Here is a 13,147-nt window from a genome sequence, read left to right as displayed (position 1 = left end):
AATATTCCGCTCTTCAAGTTAGACACTTTTGTCTAACGGCGTTCAATTTTATCTGGCGGACTATTTTCAACGTTATCATTAAGCCGCAATGCTTTTGCCAATGGCTCGATAGCTCCGCCCTGTATAAGCACCGACACCAACACCATAAAAAACACCATATGGATGATTTGAGTGCCCTCAGCAAGGCCTGCGGCGGCAGGGATCAATGCAAAAACAATCGGGGTTGCGCCTTTCAGGCCAATCGCAGAAATAAACAGACGTTTACGCCAGCTCGCCCGGCGAAATGGCAGATAACATATCTGCACAGCCAAAGGACGGGCAACAAACACCAGTAACAAAGCGGGCAAAATAGAGATAATAAACACAGGCCAAAGTTGCTGCGGGAATATCTGTAGCCCCAGCACCACAAACATCAGCGACTGAGCCAGCCAAGCTAAACTGTTAAAGAAGTGCTTACTCACCTCCTTGCCCCGCTGTAGCTCATTGCCAATAATGACCCCCACAACATAAGCGGCGATCAATATATTGCCACCAAGCAGATCGGTGCCATAGGTAGCGATGATAAAACTCGCCAAAATAAACACAGGGATCAAGCCATACTCTTGCAGCTTGATATGGTTAAGCGACCACACTGCCAGCTTCCCGATCAGGTATCCCCCCGCTAAACCGACGATCACCTGCTGGCTTAACATCAGCAATATCTCACTGACAACTATCTGAGCTCCGCCGCTACTCAGCGCAATGTCCGTCAACAAGATCACCGTCAACAAAGCTACGGGATCATTGGTGGCTGATTCGAACTCAAGCACAGTATCCGTTTGTTCTTTAAGCTTTAGTTTCTTTGATTCAAGTATGGAAAACACCGCAGCCGCATCAGTGGAAGAGACAATCGCTGCGAACAATAAACAGGTGATCAGTTCAAAATCGAGCAAGCCATATAAGATCAGGCCAAAAATAAGCGTCGTCAGCATAACGCCAAGGGAGGAGAGTATCCCACCCTCTTTATAAGCCACTTTGATCTTTGCTGTGGAGGTATTTAACCCACCAACAAACACGATGATATTAAGCGCGACCCCACCTACAAGAGAGGTAAGCTGCAGGTTGTCATAAACGAAGTCAAATTCACCGTTGCCTAAGGCTAAGCCTACGCCGATAAAAATCAGCAGCGAAGGCAAGCCCAAGCTTTTTGACGGGTGGTGAAGCAAAATGCCGATGACGATCAGCATAGCAATACCGACCATTGCCACTTCAAATGACACCGCTATGCCCCCTCCTCTAAAAGTCTACGATAACTAAGACAATACAAAGACCTGACTGACAGCTCAAGTAGCCTTTGTTTCGTTTACTCTGGTTGCTGATACTCTTCGATACGGCTCATGCCTATCGCCTGCAATTGCGGGATGATCTGCGCTTTATCGCCGACAATGACCCAGGCTAACTTGTCCGGATGGATCACCTCAACAGCAGCGGCCTCCACATCACTTAATTGCAAGCTACGGTAAGCGCCGGCCAATGCGCCAATATAGCTGTCGGGTCGCTCAAAGCGCTGATTAGCTTGCAGCGCCGCCATCACGTTCCCTGCGGTTTCATAACGGCCAGGCAGTTGCCGCGAACGATACGCCACCACCTTGTCCAGCTCTTGCTGACTGGCAGGTGAGTCGCCGAGATAAGCCGTAAATTCACGTTTTAATTCAGCAATAGCGTCGCCTGTGCGGTCAGTTTGCACTGGCGCGTAGATCATCCAGGGACGTTGGCCTTTAGCATCAATGAAGAAAGAGTAAGCGCCGTAAGCCCAGCCCTTATCTTCACGCAAATTCATATTGATCCGTGCCGTAAACAAGCCACCAATCACATCATTCATCGACTTAACCGCAATGTTATTTGCCACACCCGTAGGCGGAGCAACATGCCCAGCCAAAATGAGAGACTGTGGCGACCCCGGCTTATCAACGATCAACACACGGCTCTGCTGTGGTAGCTCAACCTGTGCTATCTGCTTGACTGGTTTAGCCATCTTGTTTGCCTGCCAACGACCCAACGTGTTTTCCAATAGTGGCATCACCGTCGCTAGCTCTGTGTCGCCCACCACGAACAGCGTGGCGTTATCTGGCTGCAACCATTGCGTATGGAACTGCTGCAGATCGGCCTGAGTGATAGCGGAAACCGCCGCCGTGGTGCCAGAGCCGGTTAATGGAATACTGTAAGCATGACCTTGGCCATACAGCAGTGGCGGCAGCGTATGCATCGCTATCGACACTGGGCTAGCCCACTCTTGCTGTATTTTTGCTAAGACGATCTGCCGCTGTCGTTCCAGCTCTTCGGCATCAAAACTGGGGGACTGCACCACCTTCGCCATCAGCGTTAACGCATCAACAAGGTTGCCCTTTAGCGCAGACAAACTTACCGTCGATGTATCCAGACTGGAATCAGTGGTTAGCCTTGCCCCCAGCGTTTCCAACTGCTCAGCCAGTTCAAGGCCGGTAATGCCATCGCTACCCTCATCCAGCATGTTCAATGTCAGGTTGGAAAGCCCCGGCTTACCGCCAGCGTCCGCAGCGTAGCCCGCATCAAACTGCAACGCGACATTCACCACCGGTACCGTCGCTCGACGAGCAAACACCACATTGATGCCATTTTTCAAGGTTGCCCGTTCGACCGCAGGGAAAACTAAATCAGGTGTCGTTGCTACCTGTGGCAAGGCACTGCGATCAACTCCTTCGCCTTGAGCCATAGGCTCACCGTAGGGCAATACCGTTAGCTGATAATCACCCGCACTTATCCACCGACCGGCAAGTTCGCCAACTTGTTCAACCGACGCATCCACTAACCACTGCAATCCTTGGCGCCAAAACGCCGGGTCTCCACCATAGAGCTGACTTTCCGCTAACAGACTCGCCTTGCCAGAGAAGCCGCCAACTTTTTCAAGTCCGCGGGTATACGCCGCCATCACTTGGGTCTTGGCGCGATCTAATTCAACTTGAGTCGCTCCTTGCGACAAAAAGCGTTGCCACTCTTCATCGATAATCTGATTCACTTTATGCAGATCAGCATCCACTTTCAGATCCGCTTCTAAGTAGAAAAAGCTGGTCAACTGATGGGGTTCAATCTGTACAGAAACGCTTGTTGCCAATTGCTCCTGATGCACTAACCGCTGATACAGTCGTGATGTCTTGCCTTTACCCAAGATCTGCGCTGCCAATTCCAACTGGAAGCGTGCCGGTTGTGAACGACCGGGGATCGCAAAGTAGCGGTAGATCCTTGGGCTGGGCACGCGATCATACATAAGTTCACGCGTGGTCTGCGTACGCTCAGGAACCATCGCCTGCAAACGATGCAATGGTGGGCCAGCAGGAATGTCATCGAAGTATTTTTCCATCAGCGGTTTAGCTGCAACGAGATCAATATCCCCCGCCAAAACAATCACGGCATTATTGGGGCCGTAATATTGCTTAAACCAGGCATGAACATCTTCCAACGACGCCGCGTCAAGATCCGCCATCGACCCGATAGTTGACCAGCGATAAGGGTGGCCTTCCGGCATCAAACCCTCGAGGATCCGGTACTCCGCCATACCATAAGGCCGGTTGTCACCCTGACGTTTCTCGTTTTGTACCACGCCACGCTGATTATCCAGCTTTTCTTGAGTCACTGCCCCGAGCATATGCCCCATACGATCTGACTCTAAGAACAGTGCCAACTCCAATGCTGGGGTAGGTACCGTCTGAAAATAGTTAGTGCGGTCAAACCAGGTCGTGCCATTCAGATCGGTCGCGCCCACCGCTTCCAATGGCCCAAAGTACTCGTCATCATGGCTTTCAGAGCCATTAAACATCAAATGCTCAAACAGATGAGCGAAGCCGGTTTTGCCGGGTGCTTCATCTTTAGAGCCGACGTGATACCAGACACTTACAGCCACCAAGGGCGCTTTGCGATCGGTATGCACTATCACTTTTAAGCCGTTATTCAATTCGAACGCCTCATAAGGCAGCTCGATATCAGCGACACTGAGCGGTAACTCGGTGATCTCCGCCGCTGGCGTGCCTAAAGCGACGGGTTCGGGCTGTTTAGGCTGACATGCGCTAAGCAGTGCGGGTGCCAAAATAACAAAGAATAGAATGCTAAAAATGCGAAACAGAAACGGCATGCAAGCCTCCAATGCTGCAAAGGGGTATAAGTTTCATAACCTTACAACCATAGCCTATGCAGTTTTTTTTGGAAGAGAGCGCTGGAAGTAATCATAAGGAAACGAGCCACAAATGGGATAATGGGCACTTTGTGCCAAGCAGGCGCTAAACAAAGATAAACAAATTGCTGGATCAAAAAAGGCGCCGTAGCGCCTTTCTATTTATCCGCTTAGAAACTAATTACTACCACAAGGTTGTTGGTTGCTTCTAATATCTACCGTACCCTCCACGTTCACCTGTTCTTCGACGAACTGGGCTACTTGCTCCTCACACAGCAGTGGGTTAACAAGAACGCTAAAATCCCCCCCGACGCTGGTTAAGCTCTCAAAACCAAAATCTATCAAACTAGCATTGCCCCAAACACGAAACCCTGACTCAACTTCCTTAAGATCATTAAACGCCGCTAACGAGCTTAACATTGGGTTATCATCAACCATAACCCAGTAGGCGGTTGTAACTCCTTCAAACAGATCGACTGCAGCTAGCTTTGCATTATTCGCAATATTAACTGTACCGACATCGACCAGGGGGGCTGAAGTAGACAAAGATTGCAACTCATCGTTACCTCGAATTTCTACTTCCCTAACCGTTTGTAACACTTCGCCATTCAGCACAATGTCTGTCAGCAACGAGTTATTTTCAACCCAAACAGATCCCATCTCTTCCGGTAAAACTAACGCGGGAAAGGCTGTTATCTTAGTTTCACGCAGGTTGATGGAAGGATAGTTGCCAGCGCTGTCAGCAACCAGCGCAACATCGTCCAATACATGCAATTCACTGACAGGCCCAGCAATAGTGATGCCTCCCAAAAGAGTTAGCATTGGAAATTCAGGAATAGCAGTCACTTCACCAGAAATTCTTAGCTCTCCGGCAACAACTTCGAGGTCATCAAAGCCAAATAAACTCACATCACATTGAGAGCGGACCCGAAGATAGCTGCCAATCTCTATCAACTGTTCAAAGCCCAAGTCGACTTGCTTGTTGGAATAAGAATCGCAATAGAGAGCTTCACCATACAACACATCAGTCAGTTGCACATAACCACCAACCGACTGCAGTACCGGAAACATCTGTTCCAGTTCAGCAAGCGTTTTTAACTCTAAATTGAGGTCGTCAGCAACACTGGTTAGTTTCGAAAAATCAGGCAGTTCGCTATTAGCGAAGTCTGCACCGATAGAAATAGTTAATGATGCCAGCGAGTCACCAATAGGTAGTTGGGCGACAGAAACTAACGTAGAATTTTCGATTCCGAGATCGGACAGCGCAAGTTCACCAGTAAAAGGAGTAAGTTGCTCCAAGCCACTCAAATCTGCAAGCTCGGTATCAACTAACTGAATCTCTTTGGTGATCTCATCGACCCCATTGAGGGGAGCTAATGAAGTCACAGGCGTATAGATAACAGCCAGGGTTTCCATACTCCCAGACACCTGTGACAAAGGCGCTAGGGAAGTCACATTGGTAGAAGAAAGAGCTAATTCCTTCATACTGCCTGTGACACCAGACAGCCCTTCCAGCGAACTAAAATCATACAGGTTATAAGCAGAAAAACCGCCGGGTAGCTCGGTTAACGCCGATAAGCCATCAACACTGGTGAGGGTATAGTTAGATTCTAACTGAATACCATTCTCTATACTCTGTAATGCACTTAACCCTTGCATATCAAGCAAGCCTGTTGCTTCATAAACAATCAGCGCGCCACCAATACGTTGCAGGTTCTCTAAGCCCCGCAAGCTGGTTAGCGTTTCATCCTCATAGATGATTAAATCGCCCACAATCTCTGTCAGCGACTCCAAACCAGTAAGATCACTCATCCCCGTGTCAGAGATAAACAGAGAGCCTTCGATGACCTCAACCCCCTGCAGGTCGGCCATCACCGATGCTGTATCTAGCCCTTGCAGGCAGTAGCCATTTTCACCCGCATCGCTGCAAGATTTTGCTTCAATACTACTTGGCCCCGACTCGGAACTATGACCAATCAGCATACCGACGGTCAGCAGCAACATCGCCGCTTTCAGGGTGTTGTCTCTGTAGTGTTTCCAGTTCACGAGGAACCTCCATGTTTATTTGCAAACCAATACGTAATGCCTAGCACAGGCAGAGCGATTAAATCTGTTGGGTCAACTTGATTGCTACTCGCGCCTAAACCCAGCGGTTGGCCAATCAAAGTCAATGATGTTTTCAGCAGTTCAGATGCATCTGTATTCAATTTCACCAAGCTCAAAACGGCTCCGGTAACAAACAAGCCGATCACGATGCGGAGCTTAAAATGAACGTGGAACCATTGCAGGACAGCACAGATAAACAGAGGCAGGAAGAAGCAAACCAGCAGGTCAGACAGCTTACCTGTCAGCCAATTGCCGTAGGCGGCCTTGAGGTAAAAGTTATTCAGACCAAACAGTGCTATAGAGGAGAAAACCCAGCCATTATAAAATTCGGGGCAATGCCAACGACTCAGCTGTTCCTTGCTTTTTGTACTATCCACAATACTTAGCTCTACATCTTAGAGCGAAGGAGCTTAACCCACTGAGCCAGTAAAATCAGTGATTAGGTTAACTAAATTAGTATGTTAACAACATAAAGCCACATCGTCTGATGTGGCTTTATCGCTAACCCAATAGATGTTGTTTACGATTAACGCTCCATGATCTGCGCCACTTCATCTTTAGTCAGATAAAGCTCTTTACCATCTTGATCATAGTACTTATACATACCCGTTTCTTCATCCAGCACCGGCTTACCATAGGCCGTAATCAAGGTGCCATCTTTAGTGCTCACCACATATTCTGTCGTACCACATGCCACCAATAACAGTGACATGACGACGGCAATAAGAATTCGCATATGCTTCTCCATAGTTGTAGTTTCCTTGCCAACAAACACCTTTAATCAGTGTAGTCAAAGATCAATGAAGTACGGGGCGAGATAGGAAACAGTAGGCAACAGGAGTCATCGGGGAAATAGGCGGCAGAGGGAAGAGTGCGCCCCCCATGGAGCAGAGGCGCAATGGTAAACCAACGCTGTTAATCTACTTCTTTAGCAGCGCTGCGACAGTTTCACCCAATAACTTGGCTGACTGCGGGTTTTGTCCTGTTACAACGCGCTGATCAGCCACGACTTTGCTCTGCCAAGGCGCCGCTTTACTGAAACTGGCACCCCGCTCAATCAACTGATCTTGTAACAGAAACGGCATCACTTGAGTTAGTTCTATCTGCTCTTCTTCCAGATTAGAGAATCCAGTGACCTGCTTGCCTGCAATCAAGTAGCTACCATCGCTCAGCTTAGTATCCAACAGCGCTGCCGGACCATGGCAGACCGCCGCAACCACACCACCTTGTTCATAGATGGCTGCAGATACGCTATTCACGTCAGGGTTGTTGGGAAAGTCCCACATGGTGCCGTGACCACCGCTATAGACAACCGCACGATAATCAGCAGGATTAACTGAAGCCAAGGTCGCCGTGTTCTCAATCTGTTGTTTCAACTTGGCATCGGCGAGGAACCTCTGATTCTCAGCGTCTTCCTCTGTCAGGCTATTTGGATCTATCGGTGCTTTACCGCCTTTAATACTGACGATCGTCACCTCAAAACCTGCATCAGCCAAGGCATAATAGGGGTGAGTCAACTCAGCTAACCAGTACCCCGTTGGTTTACCTGTGTCGCCCATTTGGCTGTGACTGGTCAGTACCATCAACACTTTATCTGCGGCTAAGCTAGTGGTGGATGCAAAGGCCAATACTGCTAGCAAAACGCTTTTAATCAGCAATTTCATGTTTCTGTTCTCTATTTTCAAAAATGATAAGTGGTTCTGAAACCAAGACTCACAATATCGGCATCCACGGCAAATAGCCTCGAACTACCAGTAACCACCAGCATGCCAGCTAAATATGTACGGATTGACGTCGAGTGTAGATCCCCACAGGGCATAAAACTAATGAAGATCTTTTATAAGAATGATTCAAACTGTGAATAGCTCAGCAACAGAGAGCGCTCAGCGTTCTCTGTTCCATCTGCTTAATGAAAGGCAAAGTCAGGCATCGATACCCCCACGATACTCCCATTCGCCATGGGTGAGGCGCGCAGGTTAAGCAAGTCACGGCGGTGATGCAGTCAAGAGAAGAGCGACAGTACCAAGCTAAGGCTTAGTACCGATGCGAAAGCTACCATTGGAGAGAAACTGCACCGCTTCAGGGCGCTTCTTCGCCACCAGCAAAGCGCCATCATCCATAAACAGGAAGTTTTTCCAGCAGCGTTGAAACGTCGCCCATGTTGTCTCAATCACTGACTGCTGATCGTTGCAGTAATAAACCACCGTATTGGCTTCCCACGGTAAGTGCGCCTGGATCATCTCCGGCAGCGAAACAGCGTCGCTATCCCAGACAGACTCCCATTCACCTTCCTCTTTCCAGGTTTCAATGCTAAACGGCCAATCGCCTTTGCGGAAAAAATCAGGATGATCAGTCTGTTTGCTGATTAATGCTTTCCATAACGTGGCTGCGCGCGCTTCGGTCATCGGCTTAATCGCCAACCGATCATCATCACTGATCGGCAGATCCGTACGGTTAAAGATCCACGGTTTTTTATGTTCAGAAAGAGAGATGTAACTCATAGCCAGCCTGTTTTAAGGGGAACGAACAGATTGTAACAAGGCTAAGTCTGTTTAACGACCATTGCGACCATATTCAAGGAGCGCGCCGCGGCAAGTGATAAACCTGCACAGTTCTGTGGCCGAGTTTAGTAATCATAAAGCAGTTCAGTTGCAGCACCCGAATAGCATTTATGGCGCTTTCGCTTTCTTCTCCATCATTACATGGTCAGCACGGTCTAGTAACTCTTCAAAACTCAGGTTGAGATCGACCTCGATATCACCAATAGAAACAGTAAAGGCAGGCAACTTTTGCTGACGTTGTGCCTCTTCAAACCCCGTGAAGATCCGTTTCTGCAACTGTCGAATGTCATCCGGGCTCTGAACAACAACCAAAGCCACAAACTCATCCCCTCCCAGCCTGCCAACCACATCCGAACGTCGTATAGCTTTATAGATGGACTGCGCCACAGCAATAAGCACCTTATCCCCGACCCCATGACCATACTTATCGTTGATCACCTTAAAGTCATCGATATCAAAGTAGAGTAGTGCTTGGCGCATATTCATTCGCTTAGCAAGCAAGATCCGTTGATGCGCCAACGCAGTAAAACCACGCCGATTATTAATATCAGTCAGCGAATCAGTGATGGCTAGCGTTTGCATCTGTTGGTACAGAGACATCAGCGACAGATCAGACTCCAAGATATCTTTGAGCTGCTCAATCAACTCGATGTAAGTGTCTGAGTATTCAGTCTCTTTGTAATCCATGACACAAAATGTGCCGAAAGGCTGCTTGTTAGGCCAAAAAACAGGCACACCTAAGTAGGAACGAAAGCCATCTTGATGCACCTCTGGGTTGGTATCCCAGCAAGGGTCAATCATCGCGTTGGGTACATAGAGGGCTTGCCCGGTTTCAACAATACGGCGGCAAAAAATGTTGGCATCACTTTCAATTACGATACCTGCAGGGTAAGGGTTTGAGCTCTGCTCACTGGAGATAGTCACTTGAAAGCCCGCAGAGGTATGTTGCACCAAAAAACCTGCCGGCGCATGAAACAATTTTGACAGCAGATTAACTGTCTTTTGCCACTTACCCAGCGAAATAAGATCGCTTGGATGCTCCAACAGAAACAGATCCTGATCAATAGGATTAGGCAATATAAGCTCCTAGTAATCGCACGACGAACCGAACGGCGTAATCAACCACTATCAAAGTTTAGCTCTATTCCCTATTTTCGCCGCTCAAGCGACGAAAACAGTGACACCTAATCACCGAACTGAGCACAAACGCCTTGCTAAATGGCTGACTAAACCCCGAATCCTAGTTTGGCGTAATGTTAATTTTGCCGTCCGTGCGAATGTAGATAATGCTCTCCAATTCGTCACTGGTTGTCACTGAGTGTTGCGCTGCGCCCATAGAACCAAAGTAGCTGCCAGGTGCTAAATTGACGCTGTTGTTATCTGTAGTTGCCTGATAGGCAACTTGCCCTTGAATAAGCACAGCCCTAAAGGTGGAGGCCTGACTATCTATCGTGCCGTTAAAACCAGCAGGTAGCTTGAGCAGCACGCCATTGACATGACCATCTTGTGGTTTGCCCCAAAGAAAGCCGATTTCGGGTGCGTTGCCAGAGGTTGGCATTCCGGCCTGTTGCAGCCAGCTGATATTCGATGCTTCCAACCACACGATATTGGACACATCAACGTTCACCGGTCTTTCACCACTATCAAACGCTTCGTCAGTAGGCAGCACCAGATATGGCCCCTCATCAATCTCGATATACGCAAGGGTGCTATTGCCCTTAGCCGCAGTGATGTGTGATTCACCTTTCGGCTGGGTCCAAAAAGATCCCGCTGGCATCCACATCTCAACCGCTGTGGGATCGTCGTTATGAATCAAACCACTGATCACGACGCCACGGTAAGTCACATTATGAATATGTGGGGGAGACTGAAAGCCATCCATAGGCTTTAGCAGGTATCCTGTCGCCTCAGAGCCATTGCGATCGCCCCACAGGGTACCGGCTCTCGGGCTCTTATCGCCACGAGCAGGATTAAGTTGCTCCCACTTCACGTTTTCTCGCAACACCAATTCGTAGCTAGGTGCGGCAACGTGATCACTGACAACGGCTTCAGATGCCTGCAATGAGCCCGCACTACCGATAGCGACAGCAACGACGAGTACCTCAGACAGCAATATGTTCATGTCCCGTGATTCCTTTTAAACAGCGGTTAAACAAAAAACCAGCAGCCACAGTAAACCGAGATAAAAAATATAAAAACCACTGCAACGAATAATGTTTATCAACAAAATGTTGATAATTAATGTTTGAACTTAGCCTATCAATATAGCAAGCAGTGCCGTTCGAGAAGAACGTCTGAGAAAGTGACCAACAGTAGACAAACCATTTAGCGCTCTAAAAAAAAGCCCCCAGTATCTGGAGGCCTCTTGAGGTTTATGGTTAACGATTCGGTGTTCGACTTAGTCGCTGCAATTAGCGACAAAACTCCAGGAGTGGTCGCTACCCGGCACCGAGTTGGTATACCATTTTGCTAAGTACAATTTGCCGCTGTGTACCATCTGGTCACCCTTATTTTGGTGCGTTGGCTGACCACCAGACCAATCCTTACGGATCCAGTTTGGGTAGACAGAGACATCCTGGCACTGGCCCGCAGTATCACCGGTATCACCGCCAGTATCTCCTCCGGTATCGCCGCCATCATCGTCATTTGTAGCTTTCTCGACTTCAAACCAGTTCAAGTTCCAGCCTCGACCAGTCGCTTCTATCACCAGATCTTGCTTACCTTTATTCAATTCAACCTGATGACTGATGGTTTTCCAGCTCTGCCAGGCGCCCGTCGGCGAAATATCTAAGGTAGCGTAAACATCACCGTCAACAGACTGTAACTGCAAACCAGTGTGACGATCCTTGGCAGCCACTCGGTAAGACACCTTGTAGCGACCGGTATCGGCAACGTTAACGCGATACGTCATGCTATCGCTGGTTTCAATCCAGCCGACGTTCTCACCGCCACCACTATCAGCCGTCGCTTGGGTTTTAATCCCAACCATAGAGCAATAGTCTTCTGCCTGAATTTTGCCCGGCACCGCCATCGCTTCACATGTCGATGGATCGGTATCGCCATCATCGCCACCATCACTGCCGTCTGCGGTCGGCCAACCTTTGATGATGTCACGCACCTTCTCACCAGACTCAGTGTAAGCACCCGACGGAGTCAGTGCTGATGCCCCTTCATACTTGTCATTGTATGCCCAGTTTGCATGGCTGATATTGTGCTCTTGCAGGAAGGCCATCCATGCATCTGTACTGCTGTGATCAACCGCACCATCACCATTGGCACTGACCGCACCCCACTCCGTTGCAAACAACGCAATGCCGTTATCAAGGGCGGTTTTGGCCGCTGAACGAAGGTATTCACGGTGAGTGGCTGCATAAAAGTGCAGTGTATAAGCGATGTTAGTGCCATCGATAGGATCCAGCGAAGCCTCATCTACCTTTTGCGACCATTGCGGTGTGCCTACCACAATCAAGTTATCCGGATCTTCCGCTCGAATAGCTGAAATAACCGCCTCAGAGTATGGCTTAATGTCTGACCAAGGGATCTGCAGTGGCTCATTATAGATCTCGTAGATCACGTGATCGTAATGACCATAATCTTTCGCCATACGCGAGAAGAAATCTTTCGCTTTGCTCCAATCATGCTCGTGGGCATGGTGGGAGTGCCAGTCGATGATCACATACATATCATTGTCGATGGCCGCCTCGACAACCCGTCGGACCTTGGCTTCATTTCCTGCAGGGTCATCAAAGTAACCGCCGTTCTCATCAACGCCCATTGCCGCCCGCACTAGGTTGGCGTTCATATCACTCTTAATTTTCGCCACCGACTCGGCGTCGTAAAACTTTTCTCCGCCCCAGCCATTGTTACTCCAAAACAAGCTCATGCCGGCAAAGCTTTTTTTCTCGCCACCGGCTAAAACCTGGTTTCCACTGACGGTTAACGGCTCTACAGCATGGGCAAATGAAGCTGCCAGTGCACTAATAAGCAAAACGCTTTTGCACGCAACATAAACAGAATTCAAGTTCTTCATGACTCTCATAATCTATGGGTACTCTCTGTTTGTTATTGTGATTTAGCTATTCGGCGTGCCAAAGCTCAATGAAGTCATGCCCTACCGCTTACAACACCAAACGCTAACTTAATGTTTTAATTAACTTAAACAGATAGACATTAACTTTTTGACACTAGATAGTCAATTATTTGACGCAATATCAGAGTGGAGAGTCAACAGATCGCTGACAAACTTCCATTTCAGCAAAGATAGAATTATCGCCTGCGGTAACGAGTTCGAAGTCAG

The 13,147-nt window shown here is 48.6% G+C and carries 10 protein-coding genes; all 10 read right to left on the bottom strand.

Features of this window, described 5'->3' with window-relative positions:
- Positions 1-32: 32 nt before the first annotated feature.
- Positions 33-1,259, bottom strand: a complete 1,227-nt coding sequence (locus DU002_RS16490; protein WP_114339535.1) for a potassium/proton antiporter — start codon at positions 1,257-1,259, stop codon at positions 33-35.
- Between the two features lie 83 nt (positions 1,260-1,342).
- Entirely contained in the window at positions 1,343-4,144 is a 2,802-nt protein-coding gene (locus DU002_RS16485; protein WP_114339534.1) for a M16 family metallopeptidase, read from the bottom strand.
- A 216-nt stretch (positions 4,145-4,360) separates the two neighbouring features.
- Positions 4,361-6,229 (bottom strand): receptor L domain-containing protein, encoded by a 1,869-nt coding sequence (locus DU002_RS16480; RefSeq protein ID WP_114339533.1) that lies wholly within the window; start codon positions 6,227-6,229, stop codon positions 4,361-4,363.
- The gene (locus DU002_RS16475; protein ID WP_114339532.1) at positions 6,226-6,666 is read right to left on the bottom strand and encodes a hypothetical protein; all 441 of its coding nucleotides are present in this window, start codon (positions 6,664-6,666) and stop codon (positions 6,226-6,228) included. The genes DU002_RS16480 and DU002_RS16475 overlap by 4 nt, the downstream gene beginning before the upstream one ends.
- 149 nt (positions 6,667-6,815) lie before the next feature.
- A complete protein-coding gene (locus DU002_RS16470; protein WP_114339531.1) occupies positions 6,816-7,037 on the bottom strand; it encodes a YgdI/YgdR family lipoprotein in 222 nt (73 codons plus the stop codon).
- Positions 7,038-7,209: 172 nt separating this feature from the next.
- Positions 7,210-7,953, bottom strand: coding sequence for a type 1 glutamine amidotransferase domain-containing protein (locus tag DU002_RS16465; protein WP_114339530.1), 744 nt, complete (start codon positions 7,951-7,953; stop codon positions 7,210-7,212).
- A 363-nt stretch (positions 7,954-8,316) separates the two neighbouring features.
- Complete coding sequence (locus tag DU002_RS16460) at positions 8,317-8,790, bottom strand: DUF2947 family protein (protein ID WP_114339529.1); 474 nt, start codon at positions 8,788-8,790, stop codon at positions 8,317-8,319.
- Positions 8,791-8,958: 168 nt separating this feature from the next.
- A complete protein-coding gene (locus tag DU002_RS16455) occupies positions 8,959-9,927 on the bottom strand; it encodes a sensor domain-containing diguanylate cyclase (RefSeq protein ID WP_233496526.1) in 969 nt (322 codons plus the stop codon).
- Between the two features lie 163 nt (positions 9,928-10,090).
- Positions 10,091-10,972, bottom strand: coding sequence for a DUF4437 domain-containing protein (locus DU002_RS16450; RefSeq protein WP_114339527.1), 882 nt, complete (start codon positions 10,970-10,972; stop codon positions 10,091-10,093).
- 276 nt (positions 10,973-11,248) lie between these two features.
- Positions 11,249-12,880: a cellulase family glycosylhydrolase gene (locus tag DU002_RS16445; protein WP_233496525.1), complete on the bottom strand. Its 1,632-nt coding sequence runs from the start codon at positions 12,878-12,880 to the stop codon at positions 11,249-11,251.
- Positions 12,881-13,147: the final 267 nt, after the last annotated feature.

It is taken from the genome of Corallincola holothuriorum, assembly GCF_003336225.1.
Taxonomy (GTDB): Bacteria; Pseudomonadota; Gammaproteobacteria; order Enterobacterales; family Neiellaceae; genus Corallincola; species Corallincola holothuriorum.
Note: the sequence above shows the minus strand (reverse complement) of the source record. Positions and strands in the feature narration are given on the sequence as shown.

What these genes read in the sequence shown, in the direction of transcription:
- DU002_RS16485 (WP_114339534.1), bottom strand. Translation starts at nt 4,144, where the DNA reads ATGCCGTTTCTGTTTCGCATTTTTAGCATTCTATTCTTTGTTATTTTG.
- DU002_RS16470 (WP_114339531.1), bottom strand. Translation starts at nt 7,037, where the DNA reads ATGGAGAAGCATATGCGAATTCTTATTGCCGTCGTCATGTCACTGTTA.
- DU002_RS16465 (WP_114339530.1), bottom strand. Translation starts at nt 7,953, where the DNA reads ATGAAATTGCTGATTAAAAGCGTTTTGCTAGCAGTATTGGCCTTTGCA.
- DU002_RS16460 (WP_114339529.1), bottom strand. Translation starts at nt 8,790, where the DNA reads ATGAGTTACATCTCTCTTTCTGAACATAAAAAACCGTGGATCTTTAAC.
- DU002_RS16450 (WP_114339527.1), bottom strand. Translation starts at nt 10,972, where the DNA reads ATGAACATATTGCTGTCTGAGGTACTCGTCGTTGCTGTCGCTATCGGT.
- DU002_RS16445 (WP_233496525.1), bottom strand. Translation starts at nt 12,880, where the DNA reads ATGAAGAACTTGAATTCTGTTTATGTTGCGTGCAAAAGCGTTTTGCTT.